The 26807-nt window shown below is 63.4% G+C and carries 26 protein-coding genes and 1 pseudogene; 10 read left to right on the plus strand and 17 right to left on the minus strand.

What is annotated here, in order from left to right; all coding sequences use genetic code 11:
- The first annotated feature begins 39 nt into the window (after positions 1-39).
- The gene (locus tag BLU15_RS02445) at positions 40-441 is read left to right on the plus strand and encodes a GFA family protein (protein WP_090294160.1); all 402 of its coding nucleotides are present in this window, start codon (positions 40-42) and stop codon (positions 439-441) included.
- 90 nt (positions 442-531) lie between these two features.
- Positions 532-1398, plus strand: coding sequence for a protein NO VEIN domain-containing protein (locus BLU15_RS02450; RefSeq protein ID WP_244546697.1), 867 nt, complete (start codon positions 532-534; stop codon positions 1396-1398).
- A 56-nt stretch (positions 1399-1454) separates the two neighbouring features.
- Here BLU15_RS02450 and BLU15_RS02455 read toward each other — a convergent pair whose 3' ends face one another.
- Both BLU15_RS02455 and BLU15_RS02460 read right to left on the minus strand, forming a co-directional pair.
- A complete protein-coding gene (locus BLU15_RS02455; protein WP_090294443.1) occupies positions 1455-2222 on the minus strand; it encodes an adenylate/guanylate cyclase domain-containing protein in 768 nt (255 codons plus the stop codon).
- A 116-nt stretch (positions 2223-2338) separates the two neighbouring features.
- Positions 2339-3226 (minus strand): LysR family transcriptional regulator, encoded by an 888-nt coding sequence (locus tag BLU15_RS02460; protein ID WP_060583237.1) that lies wholly within the window; start codon positions 3224-3226, stop codon positions 2339-2341.
- Between the two features lie 125 nt (positions 3227-3351).
- Here BLU15_RS02460 and BLU15_RS02465 point away from each other — a divergent pair, with 125 nt between their 5' ends.
- The gene (locus tag BLU15_RS02465; RefSeq protein ID WP_034793159.1) at positions 3352-3696 is read left to right on the plus strand and encodes an antibiotic biosynthesis monooxygenase; all 345 of its coding nucleotides are present in this window, start codon (positions 3352-3354) and stop codon (positions 3694-3696) included.
- A gap of 63 nt (positions 3697-3759) precedes the next feature.
- Here the strand turns inward: BLU15_RS02465 and BLU15_RS02470 are convergent, their stop codons facing one another.
- A complete protein-coding gene (locus BLU15_RS02470; RefSeq protein ID WP_090294165.1) occupies positions 3760-5199 on the minus strand; it encodes a DUF1254 domain-containing protein in 1440 nt (479 codons plus the stop codon).
- A 327-nt stretch (positions 5200-5526) separates the two neighbouring features.
- Between BLU15_RS02470 and BLU15_RS02475 the strand changes: the two genes are divergently transcribed.
- Positions 5527-7464: an elongation factor G gene (locus BLU15_RS02475; protein ID WP_090294166.1), complete on the plus strand. Its 1938-nt coding sequence runs from the start codon at positions 5527-5529 to the stop codon at positions 7462-7464.
- Positions 7465-7570: 106 nt separating this feature from the next.
- On the opposite strand, the gene BLU15_RS02480 is transcribed toward BLU15_RS02475, so the two are convergent.
- The 8 genes from BLU15_RS02480 to napE all read right to left on the minus strand — a co-directional run bounded on the left by BLU15_RS02480 (position 7571) and on the right by napE (position 14651).
- On the minus strand, positions 7571-8419 hold the full coding sequence (locus tag BLU15_RS02480; protein WP_034793150.1) for a hypothetical protein: 849 nt from the start codon (positions 8417-8419) through the stop codon (positions 7571-7573).
- Positions 8420-8949: 530 nt separating this feature from the next.
- Positions 8950-9372: a YciI family protein gene (locus tag BLU15_RS02485; RefSeq protein ID WP_060516071.1), complete on the minus strand. Its 423-nt coding sequence runs from the start codon at positions 9370-9372 to the stop codon at positions 8950-8952.
- Between the two features lie 596 nt (positions 9373-9968).
- Positions 9969-10667: a NapC/NirT family cytochrome c gene (locus BLU15_RS02490; protein WP_034793141.1), complete on the minus strand. Its 699-nt coding sequence runs from the start codon at positions 10665-10667 to the stop codon at positions 9969-9971.
- A gap of 4 nt (positions 10668-10671) precedes the next feature.
- Positions 10672-11127, minus strand: coding sequence for a nitrate reductase cytochrome c-type subunit (locus BLU15_RS02495; protein WP_089043553.1), 456 nt, complete (start codon positions 11125-11127; stop codon positions 10672-10674).
- Between the two features lie 44 nt (positions 11128-11171).
- A complete protein-coding gene (gene napA / locus BLU15_RS02500) occupies positions 11172-13679 on the minus strand; it encodes a periplasmic nitrate reductase subunit alpha (protein WP_090294168.1) in 2508 nt (835 codons plus the stop codon).
- On the minus strand, positions 13676-13960 hold the full coding sequence (locus tag BLU15_RS02505) for a chaperone NapD (RefSeq protein ID WP_090294170.1): 285 nt from the start codon (positions 13958-13960) through the stop codon (positions 13676-13678). Before BLU15_RS02505 ends, napA begins: the two co-directional genes overlap by 4 nt.
- The gene (gene napF / locus BLU15_RS02510; RefSeq protein WP_034793131.1) at positions 13953-14453 is read right to left on the minus strand and encodes a ferredoxin-type protein NapF; all 501 of its coding nucleotides are present in this window, start codon (positions 14451-14453) and stop codon (positions 13953-13955) included. The genes BLU15_RS02505 and napF overlap by 8 nt, the downstream gene beginning before the upstream one ends.
- A 9-nt stretch (positions 14454-14462) precedes the next feature.
- Entirely contained in the window at positions 14463-14651 is a 189-nt protein-coding gene (gene napE, locus BLU15_RS02515) for a periplasmic nitrate reductase, NapE protein (RefSeq protein WP_034793129.1), read from the minus strand.
- Positions 14652-15040: 389 nt separating this feature from the next.
- Between napE and BLU15_RS02520 the strand changes: the two genes are divergently transcribed.
- Positions 15041-15415, plus strand: coding sequence for a DUF4180 domain-containing protein (locus BLU15_RS02520; protein ID WP_034793127.1), 375 nt, complete (start codon positions 15041-15043; stop codon positions 15413-15415).
- Positions 15416-15465: 50 nt separating this feature from the next.
- Positions 15466-15939 carry a GNAT family N-acetyltransferase gene (locus BLU15_RS02525; RefSeq protein ID WP_244546698.1) on the plus strand — a complete coding sequence of 158 codons (474 nt, stop codon included), beginning with the start codon at positions 15466-15468 and terminating at the stop codon, positions 15937-15939.
- A 145-nt stretch (positions 15940-16084) separates the two neighbouring features.
- On the opposite strand, the gene BLU15_RS02530 is transcribed toward BLU15_RS02525, so the two are convergent.
- Positions 16085-17530: an MFS transporter gene (locus BLU15_RS02530; protein WP_090294171.1), complete on the minus strand. Its 1446-nt coding sequence runs from the start codon at positions 17528-17530 to the stop codon at positions 16085-16087.
- A gap of 285 nt (positions 17531-17815) precedes the next feature.
- Between BLU15_RS02530 and BLU15_RS02535 the strand changes: the two genes are divergently transcribed.
- Positions 17816-18706, plus strand: coding sequence for a LysR family transcriptional regulator (locus BLU15_RS02535; RefSeq protein WP_090294445.1), 891 nt, complete (start codon positions 17816-17818; stop codon positions 18704-18706).
- A 156-nt stretch (positions 18707-18862) separates the two neighbouring features.
- Positions 18863-19231 (plus strand): VOC family protein, encoded by a 369-nt coding sequence (locus BLU15_RS02540; protein WP_060583226.1) that lies wholly within the window; start codon positions 18863-18865, stop codon positions 19229-19231.
- A 121-nt stretch (positions 19232-19352) separates the two neighbouring features.
- Here the strand turns inward: BLU15_RS02540 and BLU15_RS02545 are convergent, their stop codons facing one another.
- The 4 genes and pseudogenes from BLU15_RS02545 to BLU15_RS02560 form a co-directional block, all read right to left on the minus strand.
- Positions 19353-19601, minus strand: coding sequence for a hypothetical protein (locus BLU15_RS02545; RefSeq protein WP_034793118.1), 249 nt, complete (start codon positions 19599-19601; stop codon positions 19353-19355).
- Between the two features lie 61 nt (positions 19602-19662).
- Positions 19663-19839 (minus strand): annotated as a pseudogene (locus BLU15_RS38840) (arsenical-resistance protein); the annotation flags it as partial.
- 184 nt (positions 19840-20023) lie between these two features.
- A complete protein-coding gene (locus tag BLU15_RS02555) occupies positions 20024-22333 on the minus strand; it encodes a rhodanese-like domain-containing protein (RefSeq protein ID WP_090294174.1) in 2310 nt (769 codons plus the stop codon).
- A 124-nt stretch (positions 22334-22457) separates the two neighbouring features.
- Positions 22458-24194, minus strand: coding sequence for an adenylate/guanylate cyclase domain-containing protein (locus tag BLU15_RS02560; RefSeq protein ID WP_060516063.1), 1737 nt, complete (start codon positions 24192-24194; stop codon positions 22458-22460).
- A gap of 246 nt (positions 24195-24440) precedes the next feature.
- On the opposite strand from BLU15_RS02560, the gene BLU15_RS02565 reads away from it, so the two are divergent.
- Together BLU15_RS02565 and BLU15_RS02575 are read left to right on the plus strand one after the other, a co-directional pair.
- Positions 24441-25364 carry a bifunctional helix-turn-helix transcriptional regulator/GNAT family N-acetyltransferase gene (locus tag BLU15_RS02565; RefSeq protein WP_090294175.1) on the plus strand — a complete coding sequence of 308 codons (924 nt, stop codon included), beginning with the start codon at positions 24441-24443 and terminating at the stop codon, positions 25362-25364.
- 248 nt (positions 25365-25612) lie between these two features.
- Complete coding sequence (locus BLU15_RS02575) at positions 25613-25969, plus strand: response regulator (protein ID WP_090294177.1); 357 nt, start codon at positions 25613-25615, stop codon at positions 25967-25969.
- Between the two features lie 120 nt (positions 25970-26089).
- Here the strand turns inward: BLU15_RS02575 and BLU15_RS02580 are convergent, their stop codons facing one another.
- Positions 26090-26716, minus strand: a complete 627-nt coding sequence (locus tag BLU15_RS02580; RefSeq protein ID WP_210336535.1) for a histidine phosphatase family protein — start codon at positions 26714-26716, stop codon at positions 26090-26092.
- Positions 26717-26807 lie beyond the last annotated feature (91 nt).

The following is a 26807-nucleotide window of genomic DNA, read 5'->3' on the forward strand; positions in this document are numbered from 1 at the left end:
GGGCACTATGCCGCCTCGGTACAATAGCGGGAGCGGCTCATGCTTGACGGCTCATGTCACTGCGGCAATGCGAAGTGGACGCTCAAAGGCGACCCCGGCCCGATCACCGCCTGCAACTGCACGCTCTGCCATCGCTACGGCACGCTCTGGGCCTATGACTACGAAGGCGAGCGCATCGCAGTCAGCGGCGAACTCACCGCCTATACCCGCGCCGACGAGAAGGACCCGACGCTCGAAATCCTCTTCTGCCCGACCTGCGCCGGCGTCGTCGCCTGGCGCAGCCTCAACCTCGACGCACAGGGCCGCCGGCGCATCGCCGTCAATGTCAGACTGGCCGCGCTGGACCGGGTCGCCCATCTCCCGATCGACCATTTCGACGGCTTCGATACCTTCGAGGACCTGGCACCGGACGGCCGCTGCGTGCGCGATCTGTGGGCGTGACCAGTGAACACAAGCATCGGTTGAGGCGAACTGATACTCAATATCCGGGGATGAGGGTATACGAAGCATGGCGAGGCGCTGCTTTTCCGGATGACTTATTCCGGTGTGCTGCGTAGCCTGGAGAGCATGGGCTTGGGGAATTGGACAGATACGGAAAATGACGCGATCGTCGCGGCCTATTTTTCCATGCTTCGCGACGAACTTTCTGGTCAATCCTACAACAAGGCCTTGCACAACCGGGTTCTGCAAGAAGCGCTCGGAAGAAGTCGCGGCTCGATAGAATTCAAACATTGCAACATTTCGGCTGCTGCGAGAGGGTTTGGTCTTCCCACCCTCAGCGGTTACCAGCCGCGGTTCAATTTTCAGATGTCCTTGGCCGAGGCAATATCCCGTTGGTTAGCGCAGCATCCGCAATGGGACAGTGTCCTTGGTTCCGGTCCGGCATTCGGCATGGCCGAGCCACTGGCGCTCTTCATCGGTGTCCCGCCCACTCTCCACAATGCCCCACCCCCCGACGAATTGACACAGATGCAGACGGTCGCACGGCGTTTCGATGTGGCCGGGCGGGACGAACGCAACCGTGCACTCGGCCGCGCTGGAGAAGAGCGCGTACTCCAGCACGAACGCGCGCAGCTACTACAGAGCGGTCGTCAGGATCTGGCCCGCCAGATTCGGTGGGTGGCGCAGGAAGATGGCGATGGCGCGGGCTATGACATAGCAAGCTTCACGCCGGATGGGCGCGTGCGTTTGATCGAGGTAAAGACCACCAACGGTTGGGAACGAACGCCATTCCATATTTCGCGCAACGAACTTGAGGTGGCCCAGACGCGACGCGAGGAGTGGTGCCTCCTCCGTCTCTATGATTTCTCACGCCATCCACAGGCCTTCGAACTGCGACCGCCTCTTGACGCTCATGTCTCGCTCATCGCGACCAGCTATCAGGCAAGTTTCCACTGAGTAAGCTGAAGCGGCTCACCTCGACACTAGGGAAATCAGCAAACGCTTCACGTCGATCAATGTGTCGCGAGCACCCTCGCCTCGACCGGCTGGTCGATGCCTTTCAGGACCAGCAGCCGGGTGCCGGCGCCCGCCGTCAGCGTTTCCGCCTGAGCGGCCGTCTCCGGGGAAAGCAGAATCTCGCCCGCCTCGGCCTGGGATTCGAGCCTCGAGGCCAGGTTGACCGTGCCGCCGATCGCGGTGAAATCGCTGCGGAATGTCGAGAACTCGCCGATCTCGACCTCGCCCGAATGAATGCCGACGCCCACGCCGAGCGGCCGTTCGCCGAGGTCGTCGAGGTCGAGGCGGCCGAGTGCATCGGCGCAGAGACGCTGGATATCGCGTGCTGCCATGATCGCCGCTTGCGCATGGTCTTTCCGGATGATCGGAAAGTTGAAGATCGCCATCAGCCCGTCGCCCATCTGCTTGTTGACGATGCCGTCATGCGCCCAGATCGCCTGGGCGCAGCGATCCTGGAACAGGCTGACGATCTGGCTCAAGCGCACCCGCTCGATCCGCTCCGAAAGATGCGTGAATCCGCGGATGTCGGCAAACAGGATTGTGGCGCTTGCCGCAACGTGACTCTGCTTCTTCACGTAACGGAAGGAGCGCTCGCAGATCGTACAGATGTTCGGGTTCATCTTGCTGCGGGTAATACCGAAGGCACGGAACGGCAGCGCCAAGGGCCCGCGGATCGGGATCGGCACATGCATCTGGTCCCAGCATCCCCGGCAGATGCGGGCGTCATGGCTGGCGGCAGGCTGAATGGAAGAGGCGTCTGTCATGGTGCGCATCTGCTCCGGCTCGCATGACCCGATGGCGTCAGCGAAGCTTCGGACATTTGCAGCACTTTAGCAACGGCTGGATCGACGCCGGGGGAACGTTCCGTGCCGCCCGGCCGTCACGCGGCAAACAGGTTCTCCGCCATGAAATCGACGAAGGCACGCACCTTTGGCGAAAGATAGCGATTGGTCGGCCAAAGCACGCGGAACGTGCCGGTTTCGCGAAGGTAATCTTCCAGCAGCGAGACCAGCTTGCCTTCCGCCAGTTCAGGCGACACGGCAAAGGGCGGCAGGCAGGTGATGCCGAAGGAACGCTCCGCAAGAAAGATCAAGGGGTCGAGCGTACTCGCCACCGTGGTCACAGGCAGGTCCAGCTTCACCTCACGCCCGTCACGAACGAGCGGCCAGGGTTCGAGGCGGCCGGAATTGGCGTAGCGGTGATGAAGGCAGCGGTGCCCAAGCAGGTCCTCCGGCACCTCCGGCCGCCCATGAGCCGCGAGATATTCCGGCGAAGCGACGATCCGGTGCCGGAACGTCCCGAGCTTGCGGCTCATCAGGCGTGTATCCTTCACGTCGCCGGTGCGGATGACCGCATCGAAGCCCTCCTCGATCACATCGACCAGCCGATCGGTGAAATCGAGATCAAGATTGATCAGCGGATAGGCGCGCATGAAGTCCGATATGGTCGGCATCAGCAGCATGCCGGCGAGCGGCAGGCTGACGCGCAATTGCCCGCGCGGCGTCGCATGCGAGCGTGACAGTTGCGCCTGGGCCGTTTCGAATTCGGACTGGATGCGGCGGCAGGTGTCGAGAAAGAAGCTGCCGTCCTCGGTCAGCGCCATGCTTCTCGTCGACCGGTTGAAGAGGCGCACGCCCATCTCGTCTTCGAGCCGCGCGATCGCCTTGCCGACGGCCGAACCTGAAAGCCCTAGGCGATGCCCGGCGGCCACGAAGCTGCCCGCCTCTGCCACCTGAATGAAAATGCTGAGCGTTCCGAGCTTGTCCATCGCGCACCGATTACGGAATGTTTTTCCGAAGTGATGAGAATACGCGCTCGTTTATCCGCTATTTCTCTCCCGATATCCAGATGCCGTCGCGGTCGATACGCCGCGGCGTTTAAATGGAGAGAAGCATGACAACGATCCCTACCCCCACTTTCTCGGCGTCCCCCGTTCCGACGACCTTCGTCGTCAACGTCATCCACGCCCATCCGGGCAAGCAGGAAGAAGCCTTCGCCGTCATCCAGGACGTCGTGCACTACGTTGCCGAACGGAAGGAAGGTTTTCTGTGGAGCACGCTGTCGAAGAGCACCGACGGCGAGACCGTCGTCAATGTCGAGGCGATCCAGGGCACCGGAAATGTCGATGAGTTCTTCTCCGATCCGGTGTTCGCGGAGAAGTTCCGCAAGCTGGACGAAGTCTCCCGCAGCGAGTTTCACATCTATACGGTCGGCGATCTCGTGCTGCCTAAGCGCTGAGCCGCCGCCTGATCGCCACGCCCTGCGCCTTCACGCGAAGACGCAGGGACTCTTTCGCCTCTGTCATCCTGCCTTCTTCACCGGCGGGATGAGCCACGACCCGTCGAGAATGGAAGGCGGGCTGTCGTCGGGCCAATAGAGCCGCATCATCAGGATGAACTTGCCCTTCGGCGCCGGCAACCAGTTGTTTTCCTTGTCCTTGCCGGGTGATTCATTCTGGATGTAGATCTCCGTCGAACCGTCGGCATTGGCCTTGGGGCTGACGCGCGCGCTGATCGAATAGCGGTTGAGCGGATTGTCGACGAAGAAATAGTTCTCGTCGTACATGGTGATCGACCAGAAGCCCCGCACCGGCGGCAATTGCCCCTTGGGGAAGGTGACGACGTATTTGTTGGAGCCGTGATAGGCGCGGGAAACCAGACCGTCCCTGGACTTCAGCGACGTCGGATAGATCGCATCCTGCGGACGATTGGCGCCAAGCCCGATCGCCGTGATCAGCGCCCGCTGCAGATAGTTGGTGCCGTAGATGCCGGTCTTGGTGGTGAAGCCCCAGCCGTTGACGTTCTGGATGTCACCATCGCTGAACTTGAAGTGCAGCATGATGCGATGGAACGCCATGACGGGGATGCGCGACACGAAGGCGGCATCGAGCTTGCTCTTGTCGAAGTCCTGGCCCGGCACGATGCCGATTTCGGCAAATTTGGCGATCGCCTCGCCATCCGCCGCCGTCGGCGGATTGGTCTTCATCAACTCGCAAAGAAGCGTGAAATATTCGACCGCATCCATGCGATTGACCTGCTCGCGCACCGCCGTCTTCATGTCGATCGACGGATCGACCTTGCCGACCGGCGGCGTCCAGTCCTTTCCATAGGCGCTGAGCGGACAAAGCTTGCACTCGTCCTGAAGTGCATGCACCGCCGCATAGTCCTCCGGCGTGCCATCGCAATAGATGCGCCCGAGGATCCAGACGATGCCGGTTGACGATTTGTATTCGGTCACGCCGTCGGGAAGGCTTCCCTGCCAGCCCGGCCCGGTAATGGCATAGGCCTGCGCCCCGCCGCCGGTCGTGCGCTTGCCCGGCACCTGAAACACCGTCGTCCAGCCGTCGAGCATCGGAAACAGGAAGAAGCGATCCTTCATGTCGGGGATCGACAGCACCCACGGCTCCTTGCCCACATCGACGAAGGCTGTCGTGTACAGCGTATCGGCATTCGGCGCGGTGACATCCTTGAAGGATGCGTTCGGATATTCACGCAGCTTGATGACGTGGCCCATCGGCCCCTTGCTGCCTTCGGGCTTGGCCACATTGGTCACCACCCGGCGGGTCATTTCCGTCGTCACCAGTGGGTAGCCGTAGATATAGGCTTCCACCGCCAGCCAGAAATCATCGGCAGCCTCGACCGGATCGAAAAGCGGCGATTCCAGCGCGTTCGCAGGTAAGAACGATGCTGATGCAAGCAGGCCGGCGCCGCCCAAAGCGACGACGCGACGGGTCATGTCCATGTTTGCCTCCCCCTTTTTCTTTGGCGGGAGGAAGTTAGCATATACTAATAAGTACGACCAGACATTGTGTTCGGCCTGTCCTCGCGTAACCGCCTGAAGGGAGCATCGCCATTTTTCGATGGCCCCGACCACACCAGCAAATCTGCAACACCGCGTCGGAGTTGTCAGGCGGCGCTTGACGCCCTTCCTTTGGCGTCCTTAGATTTCACGAGCACCCTCGCCTGCCGTGGGTTGCGCGATCCGCAAGAAGCTCAAGTCTGGAGGCCCCGATGCGCCGAGTCACTTCTCAAGAAACCCAGATCCGAATTTTTGAGCAGCTGATGGGATATGCGCACATTGAATCTGGGCATCCTCGCCCACGTGGATGCAGGCAAGACTAGCCTTACGGAAAGACTCCTTTTTGACACCGGTGCGATCGACAGGCTCGGCAGCGTCGATAGCGGCAATACCCAGACCGACAGCCTTGAACTCGAACGGCAGCGTGGCATCACCATTGCCGCCTCCGTCGTGTCGTTCAGGCTTGGCGATCTGGTCGTAAACCTCATCGACACCCCCGGGCATCCGGACTTCATCGCCGAGGTCGAGCGCGTGCTGCAATCGCTCGATGCCGCCGTCGTGGTCGTCTCGGCGGTGGAAGGCGTGCAGGCGCAGACCCGCGTGCTGGTGCGCGCCTTGCGCCGCCTCGGCGTCCCCTTCCTGTTCTTCGTCAACAAGATCGATCGCCTCGGGGCGCGTCCCGCCGAAGTGGTCGAAGAGATCGCCAGCCAACTCTCGGTACGCCCCGTCATCATGTCGGCGGCGGTCGAGGTCGGCAGCCGACACGCGAGAACCGAGCCGATCGACTTTGCGCAGGAACCGCATTTTTCGGCACTTTCGGAGGCGCTTGCCGCCAATGATGAAGCCTTGCTCGACGATTATGTGCTGGCACCGGAGCGTCTGACTGTCGAGCGGCTGCGGAAGGCCTTGGCGACGCAGCTTGCCGAAGGCCTTCTGCACCCGGTCTATTGCGGCATCGCCATGACCGGCGTCGGCGTGCCGGGCCTGATCACCGCGATCGAGACGCTGTTGCCGGCGAAGGCGCCCGCCCCGGATGCACCGGTCGAAGGCCGGATCTTCAAGATCGAGCGCGGCTGGGGCGGTGAAAAGCTCGCCTTTCTCAACCTGACGTCCGGCACTGTCGCCACGCGCGACTATCTCGTCCTTTCCGGCGGCGCGGCGAAGGTGACCAGCATCCAGCTCTTCGACCAGGGTCGGCTGGAAAAGGTGGACCGGGTGACAGCCGGCCGCATCGCCAAGGTGGGCGGGCTTGCCCATGCCCGCATCGGTGATTGGGTCGGCGTCGACGGAACGCGTGCCGGAGCGTTTCATTTCGCCCCGCCGACGCTCGAAACCCTCGTGCGGCCGAGGCGCCCTTCGGACAACACGGCGCTGTGGCTTGCCCTTCAGCAACTGGCCGAACAGGACCCGTTCATCAACCTGCGCACCAGCGACGATGCCAGCGAGATGTTCGTTTCGCTCTATGGTGAGGTGCAGAAGGAGGTGATCGAGGCCACCCTGTCGGCCGATTTCGGGCTGGAGGCGCATTTCGAGGAAAGCACGGTCATCTGCGTCGAACGGCCCCTTGGCACCGGAACCGGCATCGAGATCATCTTCCGCGAGCCGAACCCCTTCCTTGCGACCGTCGGCCTCAGGATCGAACCGCGGCCGGCGGCAGCGGGCAACAGTTTTGCCCTCGAAGTGGATGTCGGCCAGATGCCTGCGAGCTTTTACCGGGCGGTCGAAGAGGCCGTTGCCGAAACGCTGAAGGCCGGGCTCTTCGGCTGGCAGGTGATCGATTGCCACGTCGCCATGACAGCGGCGCGCCAGACCTCGCCGGCCAGCACCGCCGTCGATTTTCGCCGGCTGACGCCGCTGGTGCTCGCCGAGGCGTTGTCTTCGGCCGGAACGGTCGTCTGCGAGCCGATCGACAGCTTCCGCCTTGAAGCGCCCGCGTCCGTCCTGACGGCCATTCACACGCTGCTCGCCAAGTCAGGCGCGTCGACGACGGATTCGATCATCGAAGGCGGCGTCGCCCGGCTTGCCGGAACGATCGCATCGGCCAACGTCCAGGGCGTCCAGCGGCAGTTGCCGGGGCTCACCAGCGGCGCCGGCGTGCTCGAAAACAGCTTCGATCACTACGCGCCGATCGCAGGCACGCAGCCTTCCCGGCCCCGGTTGGGCGCGAACCCGTTCGATCGGGCCAATTATCTCCGGAGCCTGCGATAACATAAGAACACCGCGCGCCTCTTCAGACGCGCGGTGCCACCATGCTCTTGCTTGATGATTGTACCTGGCTGGCAGCGGCGCAAAATGCTGCCGCCTGCCAAGCCGATCAGAACGCCAGGCGATTGCTGGACCAGACCGGGCCGAGGCGCTCTTCTTCCTTGAGCGTCGTCGAACCGTAGGAGAAGCGCAGGCCGCCGAAGAGGGTGCTGGTGTCGCCGGAAACCGAAGCGCTCAGCCCTGAAAGCTCTTCGTTGGTGTATTTGTAGCCGGCAAAGAGCGTGACGGGGAAAGCGTCCAGCCGGTAGTTGGCCGTCAGCTTTACGCTGCGCAGGTCGTAATCCAGGTCGTTTTCGCTCATGCGATGCAGCGAGCCGTCGACGTCGAAGCGCAGGTTGTCGGTCGCGTAGATGCGCGCGCCGAGCGAGCCCATGTAATGATCGGCATCGATGTCGTCGAAGTCTTCCACACTCGCCTGGCCGTAGCCGATCGCGCCATGCAGCGTCCAGGTATCAAGGAAGTAGGCCGCTTCGACGCCACCCATGTAATCGTTGAGGTCGAGGCCGATGCCCGGGTCGAGGCGTGCGCCTTGCACGAAGACGCCTGCCGCAAAGAGATCATTACGGTAGTAGCCGTGCAGCGCGCCGTCATAGCTGTTCGTGTCGATATCCTCAAAGGAGGCGCGCGTGTAGCCGAGATCGACCTGCAGGTTGAAGCCGGCGCCGGCGTCGAAGTTCACCGCACCGCGCAGGTCCCATGCATCCGCATCGATATCGCCGGGCGAGTCCACGGCCGCGCCGTAGGACGTCTCGACGTAGCCGACGATGCCGCCCGACGCCTGCTCCACCGGCACCTCATAGGCGTCCTGCGGCCCCACCAACGGACCATCGATATCGGCAGCCGCCGCGATCGAAACACTTGAAAGAAGAAAAATGACGAAACTGCTCGTCCTGACCATTGCCCCACTCCGGTTCAAACCCCGGAAATAAGGTAAACGAACACGGTTAATACAATCTCTACGGGAAGCAGAGCAGACGTCCTGCCAACATCGACACGATCCGGACACCGTGGCAGCCGTTCATCCCGCGAACGGCCTTCGTCCCGCTCGCCGCACAACACCTTGTCACCGCGCAAAACCGGCGGCTGCCCCTCATCCCGCGGTGAGGACTTACTCCTCATCCGCCCGGTGAGGACTAACTCCTCATCCGCCCGGTGACGACTTGCCCCTCATCCTGCCGGCACCTTCTCCCCGCTTGGCGGGGAGAAGGACATGCGTGGCACTCACTCCCTCGGCGACAAGCACCGCAATCCGGCCCCCCGACCAAACACATTTGACCGTGACGGCGCTGCGTTCGAAATCACCGAGAACCGGGCTCGTACCCTCTCCCCGCCTGCGGGGAGAGGGTTAGGGTGAGGGGCAAGCAGAGTTGCTCCCGGGTTAAACCTGGGGAGATGGGCAAGGCCACCCCAAGGTTCGGCTAACAGCCCTTACTGGTTGGCGATCTTCTCGCGCAGGCGCTCGTCCTGGGCGGCGATCTCCGGCGTCACCAAGTCGCCGAAATCTTCCATCTCGAAGACCGGGCGGATTTCGATTTCGCTCGGGCCCGGCATCGGGTTCGGGCAGCGCTTCACCCAGGCGATTGCCTCGGCCATGTCCTTGACGGTCCAGATCCAGAAGCCCGCGACCAGTTCCTTGGTCTCGGCAAAGGGGCCATCGATGACCATGCGGTCGGCGCCGTCGAAGGCGACGCGGGCGCCACGCGACGAGGGATGCAGCCCCTCGCCCGCCTGCATGATGCCGGCATTGACCAGTTCCTCGTTGTACTTGCCCATGGCTTCCAGCAGCTCGGTCGAGGGCATGTTGCCCGCTTCGCTGTCCTTGGTCGCCTTTACGAAAACCACTACGCGCATTGTCCATTCTCCTCTGTCACGCCAGTCCCGGTCCTCGTGACCTCTGGGGGTGCCGGCGTGGTGAAACCCAAATAGTGAGAGCAGGCTGCGGGCGAAAGACCCGCGCGGATTTTTTTTCCTATCCCGCTCCGGTGGAGGAAGCCAGATTGCCTCCCTGCCTAAATGACGAACGGGAAATGGCGGCGCCGACAGCGGTGTCGTTTTTTTTCCGAAATAAGATTGGCGGGGGGAAATGAAGAGAGAAAAGCGCTGCTCGACAAGTCCATCGCCGCAGATCCGAACGTGCGCCGTTGGCTCAAGAACCCCCAAGCCACTCCCCTCATCTGGCGGCTTGGCACGAGGCCGGCCCCCACCCACCCTCATCTCTGTGCTCGTCACAGAGATCCAGCAGCCGTGCGTCGGCACGGTGGGAAGTACGGTCTTGGCACGACGCCTCTTGGGAACCAGGTCCCTCGCGCCGCCGACGCGACGCGGCTGAATTCCTGTGACAAGCACAGGAATGAAGGACGCACTGCCCAAGAACCGTAAAAAAGAGGGCCACACCGCACCGGCATGGCCCTGGAGAATTCAATGCGGCTCAGGTGGGCCGGCGCGTCTTACTGCGCCTGCATATGCAGATCCGCCATCGCCTGCCTCAGATCATCGATCGGCGTCTGATTGGCCATCTTCTTGCCCTCCAGTTCCGGCGGCATCTTCCAGCCTGGATCGATGCCTTCCATGTTGGGCAGCTCGTGGGCGATGCCCTTATGGCAATCGATGCAGGTGGCCTTGCCCGAGAGCAGATAGCGGGTGTGGATCTCGGCCGCCCGCTGCGTCTGCTTCTGCAGGTCCATGGCGACGGAGGAATGGCAGTTGCGGCATTCCAGGCTGTCATTGGCCTTCATGCGCGCCCATTCGTGCTGCGCCAGTTCCAGCCGCTTCTCGAGGAATTTCGGCCTGGTATTGATCGTGCCAAAGATCTTGCCCCAGACTTCCTTCGAAGCCTGCATCTTGCGGGCGATCTTGTCGGTCCATTCATGCGGCACGTGGCAGTCCGGGCAACTGGCGCGCACGCCCGAGCGGTTGGAGAAGTGGATGGTGCGCGTCAGCTCCTGATAGACGTTGTCGTGCATCTCATGGCACGAGGTGCAGAACTTTTCGGTGTTGGTGAGTTCCAGCGCCGTGTTGAATGCACCCCAGAACATGACGCCGCCGATGAAGCCGCCGAGCGTGAGGAAGCCAAGGCCGAGCGTGCCGGCCGGCGTCTTCATGATGCCCCAGGCCCAAAGGATGATTTTCCTGATCCATGCGATCATGTCGTCACTCGCTTCCGGCCGGCTTGAAGCCCAGTTCGCTCATGTCCTTGAAATTGCTCGGCACCAGCGGGCTGGTATCGGCCTGCGGCACGTGGCAGGCGGTGCAGAAGTAACGCCGGGGCGAAACGTCGGCGATCATCTGCCCGTCGCGCGTCATGTAGTGGGTGACGCTGATCATCGGCGCACCCGAATCCTGCGTGAACTCGCGCTTGTGACAGGACAGGCACCGGTTGGCATTGACCGAAAGCTCGTAGCCCTCGATCGAATGCGGAATGACCGGCGGCTGATCGGGATAGGCGCGCATCTTGCGCTTGTCGTCGACCACCCATTTCGGCAGCGGTGCCGCCGCTTCCGTCGCCATCTGCGGCGTCGGCCCTTCGAGCTGCGGCACCAGTTTTTCCGCCACTTGGGCGACGGCCGCCGTCGTGACGAACATCAGAAGGCCAGCCGCAAGGGCCATCCATGCGGGCCGTTTGGCAACGGCCCGAACCAGCCGTGACCACCCTAGAGGGTGACGGGAAGAATCTTGACCGCGCATTTTTTGAAATCCGTCTGTTTGGAGATGGGATCGGTGGCGTCGAGGGTAACCTTGTTGATCAGCTGGCTGGCGTCGAACCAGGGAACGAAGACGACGCCGGGCGGCATGCGGTTGCGGCCGCGGATGTCGACGCGTGAGCGGATCTCGCCGCGGCGCGAGACGATGCGCACTTCCATGCCCTGGTTGATGCCGCGCTTGCGGGCATCCTCCGCGTTCATGAAGACGCGCGCGCCCGGAAACGCCTTGTAGAGTTCCGGCACCCGCATGGTCATCGAGCCCGAGTGCCAGTGTTCCAGCACGCGGCCGGTCACCAGCCAGGTATCGTATTCGTCGTCGGGAGATTCGGCCGGCGGCTCGTAGGGCACCGCAAGGATGATCGCCTTGCCGTCCTTGTTGCCATAGAACTTCACGCCCTCGCCCGGCTTCACATAGGGGTCGAAGCCCTCGCGGTAGCGCCAGCGCGTCTCCTGGCCGTTGACCACAGGCCAGCGCAGCCCGCGCACCTCGTGATAGGTGTCGTAGGGCGCCAGATCATGACCATGGCCGCGTCCGAAAGTGGCATATTCCTCGAACAGCCCCTTCTGGATGTAGAAGCCGAAATCCTTGGCTTCGTTGTTGTCGTATTCGGCGCTGACATCGGTCAGCGGGAAACGATCGACTTCGCCGTTCTTGAACAGAACCTCGAACAGCGTCTTGCCGCGATATTCGGGGCTGGCGTCGAGGATCTCCTTCGGCCACACCTCGTCGGTGGTGAAGCGCTTGGAAAACTCCACCATCTGCCAGAGGTCCGAGCGCGCTTCGCCGCCCGCTTGCACCAGCTGGTGCCAGACATGGGTGCGCCGCTCGGCATTGCCGTAGGCCCCTTCCTTCTCCACCCACATGGCGGCGGGCAGGATCAGGTCGGCGCTCATCGCCGTGATCGTCGGATAGGCATCGGAAACGACGATGAAATTGTCCGGGTTGCGATAGCCCTGCCAGGTCTCGTTGGCGGTGTTCGGCCCCGCCTGGACGTTGTTGTTGACCTGCACCCAGTAGAAATTGAGCTTGCCGTCCTTCAGCATCCGGTCCTGCTGCACGGCGTGGTAGCCGGGCTTTTCCGGAATGATACCGTGCGGAATGCGCCAGATTTCTTCGGCGTGCTTCCGGTGCTCGGGATTGGTCACCACCATGTCGGCAGGCAGGCGATGGGCGAAGGTGCCGACCTCGCGCGCCGTGCCGCAGGCAGACGGCTGTCCGGTCAGCGAGAACGGGCTGTTGCCGGGCTCGGAGATCTTTCCGGTCAGAAGATGCAGATTGTAGACCATCTGGTTGGCCCACACACCGCGCACATGCTGGTTGAAGCCCATGGTCCAGAGCGACATGACCTTGCGGCTCGGGTCGGCATAAAGCTCGGCCAGCTGCTCCAGGAACTCCGGATCGACGCCGGTCATCTCGGCGGTCTTCTTCAGCGTATATTCGGAAACGAACTCCTTGAACGCCTCGAAATCCATCGGCTCGGTCTTGCCGGGGTCCTTGGAGTTTGCGGCATTCACCTCGACCGGATTGTCGGGCCGGAGACCATAGCCGATGTCGGTGACCCCGCGAGCAAACTTCGTGTGCTTGTTGACGAAGTCATCGTTGACCTTGCCGGTCGTGATGATGTGGTTGGCGATGTAGTTGAGGATGACGAGGTCGGTGCCTGGCTTGAAGACGATCGGGATATCGGCCAGGTCCATGCTGCGATGGGTGAAGGTCGAAAGCACCGCGACGCGCACATGCGGCTGGCCGAGACGCCGGTCGGCGACACGGGTCCAGAGGATCGGGTGCATCTCCGCCATGTTCGAGCCCCAGAGCACGAAGGCATCGGCGTTCTCGAAGTCGTCGTAGCAGCCCATCGGCTCGTCCATGCCGAAGGTGCGCATGAAGGCGACGGCGGCGGACGCCATGCAGTGGCGGGCATTGGGATCGAGATTGTTGGAGCGGAAACCCGCCCGCATCAGCTTGGTCGCCGCATAACCCTCGAAGATCGTCCATTGACCGGAGCCGAACATGCCGACGGCCGTCGGGCCTTTCTCCTTCAGCACCTTCTTTGCCTGCTCGGCCATGACGTTGAAGGCCTCGTCCCAGCTGACGGGCTCGAACTCGCCGTCCTTGGCGTAAGTGCCGCCGCGCTTCCTTAAGAGCGGCGTCGTCAGGCGGTCGTTGCCGTACATGATCTTGGAAAGGAAATAGCCCTTGATGCAGTTGAGGCCGCGGTTGACCTCGGCCTGCATGTCGCCGTGGGTGGCGACAACCTGGCCTTCCTTCACGCCCACCATCACGCCGCAGCCCGTGCCGCAGAAGCGACACGGCGCCTTGGACCACTTGATTTCCAGCGCGTTGACGCCGCCCGGCACCGGCTGTGCGGCGGCAGGCAGCGCAATGCCGGCCGTGGCGGCGGCGATGCCGGCCGCATGGGCCTTCAGAATGTCACGCCGCGTCAGTTCTCCGCTCATGGCTCCTGCCCTTCCTCTTCCATTTCCACATGCTCGAAAACCATGTTGGCCGAGATCACCCCGTCGAGCAGCGAGATCTGAGTCAGCCGTTCGCCGAGCGCGCCCGTGCTTCTGCCTTCGATGACGACGACGATCTTGCCGCCGCCATAGCCATGGATTTCGACGTTTTCCATTCCCGCGAGCGTCGCCAGGATCGCTTCGGTGCTCTGCGGCATCGTGGCGACCACGGCGCTCGAAATGTGATAGGGCGTACCCGCCTTTGCCGCTGCGGCCTCAGACATGCGCCACCTCCACTTCCAATGCCTTCACTGCAATCGCACTCACCGGGCAGCCACTGAGGCAGGCGCCGCAGCCGGTGCATCGGTCTTCGTTGATCTCAGGCAGAAACGGCCCGCCGATACGCGGGCGAAAACGGATCGCCTGCTCCGGACAGCTTTCGCCGCAGGACTGGCAGGCAATGTATCGGCGCGCGAGACAGGTATCGGTGACCGCGGCGACATGCGGGAAACGGCGCACGGCCTTCTCGGTGAATACCGGCTCGGGACAGGCTTCCTCGCAGGCACCACAGAAGGTGCATTCGCCGCCCGAAAAGTCGACGAAGGGAAGACCGTCAGAAAGACGGATTATGGCGGTGGGACATCGCTCCGCACAGGCGCCGCAACCGGTGCAGGCGGCAAGGCTGAGCTCCGAAACGCCCGGCGGGCGGATGCGGACGGGCTTTGCGGCAGCGCGGCCGGTAAAAAATTCACGGCGTGAGAGAGGTTCGACCTTCATGGCTCGACCTCAATGCCCGGGCGGGCCCGGCGGGCCAAAGATGATCTGCAGCATCCAGACGAGGAAACCATAGCCGCCGACAATGCCGACGGCGACGATCGGCCAGATGCCGAAGGCGAGCACGAAGAAGGTAATCAGCTCCGCGCGTCGCGAGCGCGGCGGCTTTTCGATCGGCTGTGCCTGAACGACTTCCGGCATTCCTGCGTCCCCCAACACAATCCAAGGTAAGATGCGCCACCGGAAATAAAAATCAATCCCGTGACCGGCCGATGACAGCTTTTCACCGTGCCTCAGAGTAAATGCCGAACAGAAGGGGTCATTGATCTGTGTCAAATTGACAGAAAACTGGCACCGGAATTCCCGAGAAATTCTCACGCGTCGTTCCGGCATAACTTGCGGACGCCAATCAGTTTTTGCGAATATCGATATATTTCTAGAAATACATCGCCTCATGCCCGCTCGGCCGAACCGACCGGACATGCGGATACGGGACCAATCCTGCCGGCGGCGAGCGCAACCTGCCCCGACGGCAGAACCCGAGGCAACAGCCCTTGCAACCCTGGGCTTTGCAGCCTACTTCTTGGCGCATGACACAGCTGATCGAAATCGGAACCGCGCGCGTGCTGCAATGCGCTGTCGATGGCCCTCTGCTTGCGGCACCGGGCGACGCCAATGATTTTCTCGGCGACGGCTGGGCGCATGAGGCCGACTTGCTGGCAGTCCCGGTCGAACGGCTGGGTCCCCATTTCCTCGATCTTTCGACCCGCGTCGCCGGCGAGGTGTTCCAGAAATTCGTCAACTACCGCATGCGGCTCGCCATCGTCGGCGATATCAGCACCAGGCTCGAAGCCAGCAAGGCGCTGACCGATTTCGTGCGCGAAACGAACAAGGGTGATTCGATCTGGTTCGTGCCGGATTTCGAAACGCTTCGCGCCCGGCTCGAGCGTTTGCCGACCGCCTGAACGCGGTAGTGTCTGACGATCAGTGCGGATCGATGGGGAGACCCGTGACAATGCGCCCATCCGCAGCGAACACTGGAAATCGCCCCGCGGTCACGCTGACGACCGATCGACTCGCGCTGCGCCCGACAACGCCCGCCGATGCGCAGCGCGCCTTTGAGATCCAGTCGGATTGGGACGTCACGCGCATGCTACGCATGGCGCAGTTTCCACCCGATCCCGACGACATGACCGTCTGGTTCGGTGTGCACCGGCAGGAATGGATCGCCGGCACGGCCTTTCGATTTGCCATCGAGCGCAAAGGCCACATGATCGGCCTGGTCGATCTCGACGAGATCGACGGCGAAGAAGGCGAACTCGGCTACTGGCTGGAGAAGCCAAGCTGGGGCCAGGGCTATGCCTTCGAGGCAGCGCAGGCAGTGGTGTCCTTCGCCTTCGAGCAGCTCGCTCGCGAGGCTGAAATCAGGCCACGCGGCCGACAATCCGGCCTCCGGCAAGGTCCTGCTCAAGCTCGGCTTTCGCCCTGAGAAAACCATGCGGAAGGCCTCCCGCTCGAGGGGCGAAGAGATCCTCCACCAGAGCTACAGCCTCGCGTCAGAGGCGTGGCGCAATCGGTCGGGTGCCGATCGCTGAGCGGCGGCGTGTCGGTGCGGTCCGTCTTTTGCGGGATCATCACTCTCCAGCTGGCTCCGCGGCGACGGCCCGTTGTGCGCGCCTGAACGCCCTGCCCGCAACGGCAATCGCCAGCGCGGTCACGGTCAACAGCCCAGCCACAGCAAAGGTCACCTGCATGCCCCTGGCGACCAAGGCTGGCGCCGCCCCGGCCATGTCGCTTGCCACCACGGCTGAGGCAAAGACCGCGCCCATGACCGATGCGCCGGTGACGAGGCCGAGATTGCGCGAAAGGTAGAGCAGGCCGGAAACGACGCCGCGCCGGTCCGCGCTCACATCCGCCATGACCGCCGTATTGTTGGCCGCCTGGAACAGCTGGTAGCCGGGCGTCAAAAGCGCGATCGCCGCGACATAACCGGCAACGCCAAAAAGCCCGGGCAGCAGCACAAGCGCCGCGCAGCCCGCAACCATCGCGGCAAGACCGATCGTGACTACGAAGCCCGCGCCCAGGCGATCGACGATACGGCCGGCGACCACGCCACCGAAGGCCGAGATGACGGGACCGACCGACAGGACGAGCCCGACCATCGCCGCATCGAGCCCCAGCCCGCGCGACAGATAAAACGGCCCGACCACCAGCGTCGCCATCATCACGGTCGAGACCAGCGCATTGGTCGAAAGCCCGCGGCTGAAAACCGGATCACGCAACATCGCCGGCCGGATCAGCGGCGAGGCTACCTTGGTCTCGACCCGCAGGAACAGTGCAAGACCCAAAACGGCGGCCGAAAGCAGCGCGACATTGAGCATGCCGAAACTGCCGCGGCCCACCGTCATCGCCAATGCATAGGCGCCCAGCGAAAGCGCAAGCAGCAAGGTGCCGGCGACGTCGAAGCGTGGGCGTTCCCTGCCCTCATACCCCTTGTCCGCCGGCAGATACCGATGGGCGAGCACGAGCGCCAGAAGCCCCAACGGCACGTTGACGAGAAAGATCGCCCGCCAACCGGGCCCGGCAATCAGCGCGCCGCCGAGCGACGGCCCGAGCGCTGTGCCGATGGCCGACATGGTGCCGAGCAAGCCCATGGCGCTGCCGGTCTTCTCCGTCGCCACCGTCTCGCCGACAAACGCCATGGTCAGCGCCATCATGATCGCAGCCCCGACGCCCTGCATCGCTCGCGCCGCGACGAGCAGCGGGAAAGCGGGCGTCAGGCCGCAAAGCACCGAGGCTGCGATAAAGAGCGCGATGCCGGCAAGCAGAAGCCGCCGCCGGCCGACGATATCGCCAAGCCGCCCGACGCTGACGATCAGCGTGGTGATGGCAAGCAGATAGGCAAGCACCACCCATTGCACCGCCTGGAACGAGACACCAAAAGCGTCCGCCAGCGCCGGAAGCGCCACATTGGCGCTGCTGGTGCCAAGCGAGGAGAGCAGCATCGACAGCGACAGGCTGGTGAGCACGCAGCGAACCGAGGCGGTGGCGGGAGCGTTTGCAGTCTTCGTCGCGCTCATCGACCACCTCCCGCGCGCGAGGTTTCGCACCGATCTTTTGCAGCACGGGAAATCGCGGGGAAACAAGGCGATAGCGCGCTTTCATGATTCAAAATGGGCGGCAACGACTTCCGATCAGACAGGGAAATCGGGGCGGGCATCAGTGGGCATGAGATCATCGAAAAACCCTCCAAGGTCAGTTCTCCGAAAAAATAGACCTCGGCTTCATGTGGCGGAAGACGCAGCATTTGCACTTCATTCGTGCGTTTGACGCCACATCATGAGCCAACTGTGTTATGGATGGGCATGACCAGACCGGATCTCAACCTGCTCGTGACCCTCGACGTGCTGCTTGCGGAAGGCAGCGTCGCCCGCGCCGCCAGGCGCCTGCGGCTCAGCCCCTCGGCCATGAGCCGGGCGCTGGCAAGGCTGCGCGAGGCGACCGGCGATCCGCTTCTGGTGCGTGCCGGCCGCGGCCTCGTTCCGACGCCGAGGGCGCTGGAGCTGCGCACGCTCACCGGCCCCATCGTCGAAGCGGCCGAAGCCTGCCTTCGCCCGGCCGAGAGCCTGGACCTGAAGACGCTTGCCCGCACCTTCACGCTCAGGAACCGCGAGGGTTTCGTCGAAAACTTCGGCGCTGGACTGATTGCCCGTGTCGAGCGAGAGGCGCCCGGCGTGCGTCTGCGCTTCGTGCAGAAGCTCGACCGGGAAAGCAGCCCGCTTCGCGAAGGAACCGTCGATCTCGAAACTGCCGTTGTCGGCGACATGACGGGCCCGGAGCTTCGCGCCCAAGCCCTCTTCCACGACCGTTTCGTCGCCGTGGTCCGCCCGGGCCATCCGCTGACATCAGGCGAAGTGACGCCCGCCCGCTACGCCGAAGGCCACCACATCCATGTCTCGCGCCGCGGCAACGACGTCGGCCCGATCGACACTGCCCTCCAGGCCCTCGGCCTTAGCCGCAAGATCACCGCTTCCGTCGGCAGCTTCTCCGAGGCCCTGGCGCTTGTCCGCGCCACCGACCTCGTCGCCAGCGTGCCCGAGCGCTACACCGGAAGCCTGCGCGAAAACCTCGTCACCTTCCCCCTGCCCGTCGCCCTGCCCGAAATCACCATTTCGTTGCTCTGGCACCCCCGCCTCGACGCCGATCCGGCGCACAGGTGGCTAAGGGGATGCGTGCGGGAGGTCTGCGCCGTGTGACGCGCCGCGCGGCAAGAGGCCAGGCCCCGAGCGCATACCGATGCGCCCCCAAGGACCTACGGTTGCCTGCAACAGGCCATCGGGCTATCAGCCCAATCCCGGCCGCAAATGCGCCGCCTCGCCAGCGCACCTCAAACCCGCACACAGGAGAACGCGATGTTCGACCACGTCAAATTCGGTGTCCGCGACTATGCGGCAAGCCTCGACTTCTACCTGAAGACGCTCGAACCGCTCGGCGTTTCGGTGGTCGATCATGGCGCGCATGGCGTGGAGATGAGTACGGACGGCAAGTCGTCGCTGTGCCTCTACCAGACCGAGGAATCGCCGGCGCACCTTCACCTCGCCTTCATGGCCACGACCCGTGAGCAGGTCGACGCCTTCTACAGCGCAGCCCTTGCGGCCGGCGGCAGGGACAACGGCGCGCCGGGCCTGCGCCCGCGCTACCACGCCAACTATTACGCCGCCTTCGTTTTCGATCCGGATGGCCACAACATCGAGGCTGTCTGCCACGAGCCTGAGGCCTGATCCGACCAAGATCGCGGCAAGGAGCCGCCATCGATGCCCGGCAAACGAGCTGGGCCTTGATGGCGACAGGCTGAAGTCTACGTGGCGTTGCGCCCCCGCTTCAGGGCGGACGGCGCGACGCTCAAAACCAATAGCGTCTCATCCGCGCCAGGAATTCGACCGTCGTCACGGGAAAGCCTGAGCCACTGCCGATGACGGAATCGATGCCGCAACGGGGACAGATCGCCGTTGTGTCATCGTCGATCCATTCGTTGATCTCGGCCGCCGGAAAGATCTCGCAACAATAGAAGCATCCGCAGGACGGGCTCGCTTCGATTTCCGCTCGATGGTTGGCGCAATGCTTGTGCGCCTGGATGACGATTTCGTCCATCCGTCATCATTGGCGCATGTATCAAGGGCTGTCCAGCGAGCGCGACACGCGCCTCCATCGCTCATGCGCCTTTCGAGACGGAATTCCGGGCCACCGCCGGCGCTGCCTCGTACCAGTCCCTGGACCTGTTCACGATCCAGACGACCGACAGCATCACCGGTACCTCGATGAGTGCCCCGACGACGGTCGCGAGCGCGGCGCCCGACTGGATGCCGAACAGGCTGATGGCGGCGGCAACGGGCGGAAGAGCCAGCAGAACAACCATGCCAGCAGGGCCATCGAGAATGGCTTGATCGCCCCGTTGATGAAGAGCGTCACGCCGATGCCGCGCCAGTGGCGCCCCAGCTCGCACAGCGACCGGAAGTCGATCTTCATCAGCATCGGGCCACGGTAGCAATGGATCGCGGACATCCCTGCCCGAACTACTTGCCGACCTCGATCACGAGCGGGTAGCCCTCGTCATCCCACTCCAGAAATCCGCCGGCGAAATAGTAGACGCGGGTGTAGCCCCAGGCGATCGCCTTGGCGGACGCATAGGCGGCATGGGTGCAGTTTCTGCCCTGACAATAGAAGGCGACCTCGTCTGCCTTTCCCACCACCTTGGCGAGGCTTTCCTTCGATAGCGCGGTCAGCAGCGACAGATTGACGGCCTTGGGGAGATGGCCAATGTCATAGGTGAGCGGCGCCCGCACATCGATGAAGGTGACGCCGCGCGCAAGCAGCGCTTTCACTTCCGCAACGTCGACCTTTATCGTTCGCTCGACGCTGAGCTCGCCCTTCGTCAGCGAAATGAACTTGGCATAGTCGTCGAAGGCAAGGTCCGTGCCGGCCCCTTCCGGCAATCCGGCCTTGCGAAGTCCCTCCTGCAGCCGCGCGATATAGGGCCGGTGGTAGCTGAAGGCGCTGCCATACCAGTCATAGGCGCTTTCCTGGACGGTGAGCGGATCTCCCAGCGAGGACGCCGCCAGCTTGTTGTACTGGTCGACCAGCCTCTGAATGTCGCCCGTGCGGCCGAGATGTCCATAGCTCGAAGTCAGCGTGGCGTAATCCCCCAAGAGTTCGGAGCTTTTCTCGAGCACCCGCTCGTAAGTGGCGGCGGCCTCGTCGTATTTGCCTTGAGAAAACAGCGAGACGGCGAGCATGCGCAGCGTTGCCCGCGTCGGGTGAGGATCGAACCGCATCGCCAGGCGCGCCTCCTGTTCCGCCTCCGTCGCGCGTCCTGTCGCGTTAAGGATCCGCGCCATGCCGACATGGTTGTCGGGATCGTTGGGCGCAAGCGTCATCGCTCGGTCGATGGCGGCGAAGGCTTCGTCGTAACGCCCCTGCTGCGCAAGCACCTGCGCCGAGACGGCATAGGCAAGCGGCGTCGGCTTCTCCATCGCCTTTGCGAGATTTCTGGCGAGGTTCCTGGACGCGGCCTCCCTGCGGGAATAATCCCAGGACAGGATGCTCGCCCGCCAGTTTGCCGCCGCCAGCGACGCGTAGGCGCGGCTGTAGTGCGGGTCGAGCACGATCGCCTTCTGGAAAAATGCGGAAGCTGCGACCGTTTCCGCTTCGCTGTCGCGGCGAAGATGCTCCCAGCCGCGCAACAGGGTATCGTAGGCCTTCGGGTTCGTCGTTTCCGGCACCGCCGCCACGTTCTTTTCGGCACTCGTCAGCTTCACGGAGAGCGTCGAGACGATCTGTCCGATCACCTTGTCCTGCAGCCCGAACACGCCGCTCATTTCCCCATCATAGCGCTCGGCCCACAGGTGGTGCCCGTCGATCGCGTCGATCAATTGGGCATTGACCCGAACCTGGTTTCCCTCCCGACGGACGCTGCCCTCAAGGATATAGTGGACGCCCAGTTCCGCCCCCACCTGCTGCGCCTTGGTGGGCTTGCCCTTGTAGGCAAAGGTCGAGTTGCGCGCGATGACGAAGATGCCCGACAGTTTCGACAGTTCGGTGATCAGGTCGTCGGTCATGCCGTCGGCGAAGTAGCTTTGCGCTGAATCGGAGCTGAGATTTTCGAAAGGCAGCACCGCGATCGAGGGCGTCTGCGGCAGCGGCAAGGCGCTCCGCGCAACGGACGCGGGCTCGACGCTCTCGCGCCTCTGCACCAGCCACGTCGCGGCAAGGCCGGTCGCAACGATCACGGCCAGCGCAGCCGCAATGCGCCAGCCGCGAAGGGTCTCGAAGGTGAAGCGCCGACTCTTGAGATCTCCGTCGAACTGCACCCGGTAGACGCGGACGGGCCGCTGGATGTTCTTCACGTGATGCTCGCCAATGAACTCCAGCGGCAGTTCGAACTTGCCCTGCAGGTGGTCGAAGGCGGTGCCGGAGACGAACAGGCCCCCTGGCTCGCACATCTGCTCGAGGCGGGCTGCGACGTTGACGCCGTCGCCGAGCAGATCATCCCCCTCGACGACGACATCGCCGAGGTTGATGCCCATGCGCAGCAGCAGCCGATGCTCGCGCGGGATATCCGCCTGGCGCGCCGCAACCCTGTTTTGCGACGCGACCGCACAGGCGACGGCATCGACGACGGAGCCGAATTCGACGATCGCACCGTCGCCCATCAGTTTGACGATGCGGCCGTGGTAGTCCTGCATGAGGGGATCGAAGATGTCGCAACGCCACGCCTTGATGGCTGCGAGCGTACGGGCCTCGTCGGCCTCCATCAGCCGCGAGTAGCCGACAACGTCGACGGCAAGAATGGCCACCAGCCGCCGTTCTGCGCGAACTGCTTCCATAGCCACCTCTCCCGACGGTGCAGCAGGCTCCGCAATTGCGTTGTCAGGGGCGGAAACGCATCCTCCTCGCCTCCGGATCCGTGCTCGCGTCCACGCGCAGGCCTTGAGCGCGCGGGCCCGCTTTTCACCCTGCCCCCGCCTTCACCAGCCCCTCGCGCAGATGCTGCAGGTCCTCCTCCTGCGCATAGTGCATGGTCGCCAGAAAGGTCTCGATCTCGAAGCTCGGCGCCAGCGCCTTGACCTTGCCGATATGCGCGCCCGCCGCAATCGCATCACCGCGCCAGCCGTGGCAGGCGGCGACGAAGGCGTGCTGGGTCTCGTCCATCGAGGTCAGGTGCATGAAGGCCTCGATCGCCTCGCCATATCGGCGCGCGGCGAAATGCGCCTTGCCGAGGTGGCTCCAGAAGCGTTCCGGGTGGTGCGGGTTGAGGCGCATCGCCTTCAGGATCCATTCCGCTCCCTCCTCCGGCCGGCCGAGCCAGGTCAAGAGTTCGCCCTGCTGCACCACGACGAGGTCGTAATTGGGGTTGAGGAACAGCGCCCGCTCCTGGTGATAGCGCGCCGTCGTCAGTTCGTTGGTGTTGACGTTGACGGCGGCAAGGATGCGATGCACGTCGGCGTCGTTGTCGTCGAGCGCAAGCGCCCGTTCGAGCTCGGCGTTGACCTCGGCCCAGGTCGCCTCCTTGTCGGCACACCAGCCGTAGACCCAGGATTGCCCGAGGATGCAGGCCCGCCAGGCATGCGCGTGGGCATAGCCGGGATCGAGCGAAACGGCACGGTCGATCAACGCCTGCGCCTGCCTGTTGTCGTCGGCACTGCTGCGGTGATGCAGCACCTTGGCGGCAAGCGCACATTCATAGGCCGCCATGTTGGCCGGCTTGGTGCGCGAAAGCTGGTCGCGCTGGGCGGCCTCCAGCCGACCGGGCACGGTCGCGGCGATCGCCGCCGTCACCTCGTCCTGAATGGCAAAGATGTCGTCGAGCTGCCGGTCGTATTTGTCGGCCCAGATGTGCGCGTCGTTGACCGCGTCGATCAACTGGACGGTGACGCGCACCCGCTCGCCGATCTTGCGCACGCTGCCTTCCACCAGATATTGCGCCCCGAGGCTGGCGGCCACCTCGCGCACGTTGACCGACTGGTTCTTGTAGACGAAGGACGAGTTGCGCGAGATGACGAAGAGCTCATGCCTTCGCGAAAGCTCGGTGATGATGTCCTCGGTCAGCCCGTCGGCGAAGAACTCCTGGTCGGGATCGCCGCTCATATTGTCGAAGGGCAAGACGACGATCGTCGGTTTGCAGACGCCCTTTTTCGCTTCGCTCCCCCCCGTCGAGGCCGGAAGGTCCAGACCCTCGAGACCGACGCGGTAGAGGCGCACCGGCCGGCTGATGTTCTTCAGCGTCTTCTCTCCGAGATCTTCGATCGGCAATTCCAGCCGGTCAGCCACTTGCGTTGCCACCGCCGCTGTCACGCAGATGCCGCCGACCTCGGCCAGCTGCTCGGCGCGCGCGGCGATGTTGACGCCGTCGCCGAAGATGTCGTCGTCCTCGAAGATGATGTCGCCTAGATTGATGCCGATGCGGAATTCGATCCGCCGGTCCTCCGGCACATCGGAGTTCCGCCTCTTCATGCGCTGCTGGATCTCGACCGCGCATTTGACCGCATCGGTCACGCTCTGGAATTCCACCAGCAGCCCGTCGCCGGTGGTCTTGATCAACCGCCCCTTGTTCTTGGCGATCGCGGGATCTATGAGCTCGATGCGGTGGGTGCGGAGCCGCGCAAGCGTGCCCGCTTCGTCGGCCTCCATCAGCCTGGAGTAGCCGGCCATATCGGCCGCCAGCACTGCGGCTAATCTCTGCTCCATGGGCTTGCCAAACACGTTGAAAAGCGGCCCGTTCCGGATTTCCGGACCTAAGAGATATCCGATCCGATATTATCGCAGCCTGAAACGATCTCCTACCTAAATTAGCAAATGCAAAAACCAAAAGGGGACGCACATGCGCCGGCGCTCGGCAACGGGCGGTCCCGCGGGCCTTGGCGCATTCCTGCTTGACAATACTTGCCTTAGGCAACTAATTATCTGATCAAGGCAAACTCATAAAGGCATCCCATGTCTCCGCAGCAAATCGATGACCGCGCCCAGACGGTGCGGCGCTTCAACCGCTTTTACACCCGACTGATGGGCCTGCTGCACGAGCATCTGCTCGCCAGCGCCTTCTCGCTGACCGAAGTCCGCATTCTCTATGAGTTGGCGCATCGCTCCGGTCTGACGGGGAGCGACCTCTGCCGCGAACTCGGCCTCGATGCGGGATATCTCAGCCGCGTCATTACCGGCTTCGAGAAGAAGGGGCTGATCGAAAAGACCCGTTCGCCGGCCGACGGCCGGGTCACGCAACTCGAGCTGACGGACGCGGGGCGCGCGATCTTCCAGCCCCTGGAGGATGCATCACAGCGCGAAGTCGTCGCCATGCTGGAAAAGCTTTCGGTGCCGGAACAGAAGCAGCTGGTGGGCGCCATGGGCGAGATCGAAAGCCTGCTTGCCGAGGAGCGCACGCCGGGCTTCATCCTGCGCGATCCGCAGCCGGGCGACATGGGCTGGGTGATCCACCGGCAGGGCGCGCTCTATGCGCAGGAATATGGCTGGACCACCGCGTTCGAAGCGCTGGTCGCCGAGATCGTCGTCCAATACATGCACGACTACGATCCGAAGTCGGATCGATGCTGGATCGCCGAAAAAGACGGCAAGGTCGTCGGCTCGGTATTTCTCGTCCGCCACGATGAAACGACGGCGAAGCTGCGCCTGCTCTATGTCGAGCCCACCGCCCGGGGCCTCGGCATCGGCCGTCGGCTGGTCGAGGAATGCATGCGCCACGCCCGCCTTCTGGGCTACCACCGCATGATCCTGTGGACCAATGCCGGCCTCGACGCCGCCCGCCACATCTACGAGAAGGCCGGCTTCGCGCTGATCGAGGAAGAACAACACCACAGCTTCGGCAAGGATCTCACCGGCCAGATTTTCGCGCGGGACCTGTAGGAACGGCAGGCACGCCATCCGCTTGAAGATCGAGAAGGCCATTAAGAGGCGTCTTCTGCTGGCCTTGCAGGAAAGCGGCGGTCCGTCGGTCACGCCCCCGACGACGGCGGGCTTCGGCACCAGGCTTATCGAATTCTCCGTGAGAAGCGTATTGGGCGCGCGCGTGGAACTGAACTATGCACCAAAGGGTTTGGCAGTAGAGATCGCTACGCCCCTGTCACCGGTCTCCAAAGACAGAGACTGGTTTTATGTCCAAGTCCGTGCTTCTCGTCGAGGATGAGTTCCTGATCGCCATGGACCTCGAGCTGCTGCTGGAAAGGCACGGCTGGCATGTCTTGGGACCCGCCGCGACGGTAAAGCAGGCCCTGCAGCTCTTGCGAAGCGCCGAGCCGGCGGTGGCCATTCTGGACGTTACCCTGAAAGACGGCACCGTGACGCCGGTGGCGGAGGCGCTGCGGGCGCAGAGCGTGCCCTTCGTGCTTGCCAGCGCCTATGAAAAGCCGGAGCAGGTCGGCGGAGAGGTTCTGGCGGGGGCAGTCAATGTCGGCAAGCCGGCGGATACGCGGGCGTTGCTGAGCGCTCTGGAGCAGGTGATGCAAACGTGATGCTTGCGCAGTCCGCGCCTGCCTTTGGCTGATAGCCCTCCAACCGCGAAGAAACGTCGATCCACGGCGGCGGCCACTGGAAAGGCCCGGGAGCCGACACGAGGTGCCGCGCTAGTGTTTTCACTCGGTAGCGGACGCCAGTTGCCGGCCGGCCGATACGCCGGTGACGAGGCTGAACGCCCCATCGCCGAGACGATAAAATCCATCCTGCGGCACCGGCAACTCCAGCATTTCCCGCCTGGAGAGGCCGGCATAGACGCCGCGCAGCAACCGGCCGAACAGCCCATGGGAAATCGCGACCGTCGGTCGCCGGATATCCGCAAGCCAGCTTTCCGCCCGCGCACAGGCGGCATCGAAACTCTCCCCATCCGGCGAACGGAAATACCAGTCGAAGACATCGGAACCATCGAGTTTGCCCGGATACTCCATGTCGATCTCGAACTTGGTCATGCCATCCCAGCAGCCGACCGAAACCTCCATCAACCGCGCATCCTCGCGGCTCGCAAGCGGCAGCACCCGCTGCACCCTTTCGGCGGTTTCGCGGGTCCGTCCGAGCGGGCTGACATGCATCTCGAACGACGGCACCTCATCACCAATCTCGGCGCGAAGGAGGTTGGCGACAGCATCTGCCTGCTCGGCGCCAAGCCTCGTCAGCGGCGAATCCAGCTGCCCCTGGAACCGACCGAGCGTGTTCCAGACGGTTTCGCCATGGCGGAGAAGATAGATGAAGAGATGGCCTTCCTTCAAAATTTGTGGCTATCGGTCGCTGACGTTCGAACCGGTGTTCGGACCTGCCTTGCGCCGCAAGACCAGGGTCTCACCGCAGCGCTTACCGTCA

Origin of the sequence: Ensifer sp. YR511 (assembly GCF_900103045.1) — a bacterium.
In the GTDB taxonomy this organism is placed as follows: domain Bacteria; phylum Pseudomonadota; class Alphaproteobacteria; order Rhizobiales; family Rhizobiaceae; genus Ensifer; species Ensifer adhaerens.

Bases quoted from the DNA above. Each gene is read 5' to 3' on its own strand.
- BLU15_RS02445 (WP_090294160.1), top strand. From the start codon at position 40: ATGCTTGACGGCTCATGTCACTGCGGCAATGCGAAGTGGACGCTCAAA.
- BLU15_RS02450 (WP_244546697.1), top strand. From the start codon at position 532: ATGACTTATTCCGGTGTGCTGCGTAGCCTGGAGAGCATGGGCTTGGGG.
- BLU15_RS02455 (WP_090294443.1), bottom strand. From the start codon at position 2,222: ATGACAGACGCCTCTTCCATTCAGCCTGCCGCCAGCCATGACGCCCGC.
- BLU15_RS02460 (WP_060583237.1), bottom strand. From the start codon at position 3,226: ATGGACAAGCTCGGAACGCTCAGCATTTTCATTCAGGTGGCAGAGGCG.
- BLU15_RS02465 (WP_034793159.1), top strand. From the start codon at position 3,352: ATGACAACGATCCCTACCCCCACTTTCTCGGCGTCCCCCGTTCCGACG.
- BLU15_RS02470 (WP_090294165.1), bottom strand. From the start codon at position 5,199: ATGGACATGACCCGTCGCGTCGTCGCTTTGGGCGGCGCCGGCCTGCTT.
- BLU15_RS02475 (WP_090294166.1), top strand. From the start codon at position 5,527: ATGCGCACATTGAATCTGGGCATCCTCGCCCACGTGGATGCAGGCAAG.
- BLU15_RS02480 (WP_034793150.1), bottom strand. From the start codon at position 8,419: ATGGTCAGGACGAGCAGTTTCGTCATTTTTCTTCTTTCAAGTGTTTCG.
- BLU15_RS02485 (WP_060516071.1), bottom strand. From the start codon at position 9,372: ATGCGCGTAGTGGTTTTCGTAAAGGCGACCAAGGACAGCGAAGCGGGC.
- BLU15_RS02490 (WP_034793141.1), bottom strand. From the start codon at position 10,667: ATGATCGCATGGATCAGGAAAATCATCCTTTGGGCCTGGGGCATCATG.
- BLU15_RS02495 (WP_089043553.1), bottom strand. From the start codon at position 11,127: ATGGCCCTTGCGGCTGGCCTTCTGATGTTCGTCACGACGGCGGCCGTC.
- napA (WP_090294168.1), bottom strand. From the start codon at position 13,679: ATGAGCGGAGAACTGACGCGGCGTGACATTCTGAAGGCCCATGCGGCC.
- BLU15_RS02505 (WP_090294170.1), bottom strand. From the start codon at position 13,960: ATGTCTGAGGCCGCAGCGGCAAAGGCGGGTACGCCCTATCACATTTCG.
- napF (WP_034793131.1), bottom strand. From the start codon at position 14,453: ATGAAGGTCGAACCTCTCTCACGCCGTGAATTTTTTACCGGCCGCGCT.
- napE (WP_034793129.1), bottom strand. From the start codon at position 14,651: ATGCCGGAAGTCGTTCAGGCACAGCCGATCGAAAAGCCGCCGCGCTCG.
- BLU15_RS02520 (WP_034793127.1), top strand. From the start codon at position 15,041: ATGACACAGCTGATCGAAATCGGAACCGCGCGCGTGCTGCAATGCGCT.
- BLU15_RS02525 (WP_244546698.1), top strand. From the start codon at position 15,466: ATGCGCCCATCCGCAGCGAACACTGGAAATCGCCCCGCGGTCACGCTG.
- BLU15_RS02530 (WP_090294171.1), bottom strand. From the start codon at position 17,530: ATGAGCGCGACGAAGACTGCAAACGCTCCCGCCACCGCCTCGGTTCGC.
- BLU15_RS02535 (WP_090294445.1), top strand. From the start codon at position 17,816: ATGACCAGACCGGATCTCAACCTGCTCGTGACCCTCGACGTGCTGCTT.
- BLU15_RS02540 (WP_060583226.1), top strand. From the start codon at position 18,863: ATGTTCGACCACGTCAAATTCGGTGTCCGCGACTATGCGGCAAGCCTC.
- BLU15_RS02545 (WP_034793118.1), bottom strand. From the start codon at position 19,601: ATGGACGAAATCGTCATCCAGGCGCACAAGCATTGCGCCAACCATCGA.
- BLU15_RS02555 (WP_090294174.1), bottom strand. From the start codon at position 22,333: ATGGAAGCAGTTCGCGCAGAACGGCGGCTGGTGGCCATTCTTGCCGTC.
- BLU15_RS02560 (WP_060516063.1), bottom strand. From the start codon at position 24,194: ATGGAGCAGAGATTAGCCGCAGTGCTGGCGGCCGATATGGCCGGCTAC.
- BLU15_RS02565 (WP_090294175.1), top strand. From the start codon at position 24,441: ATGTCTCCGCAGCAAATCGATGACCGCGCCCAGACGGTGCGGCGCTTC.
- BLU15_RS02575 (WP_090294177.1), top strand. From the start codon at position 25,613: ATGTCCAAGTCCGTGCTTCTCGTCGAGGATGAGTTCCTGATCGCCATG.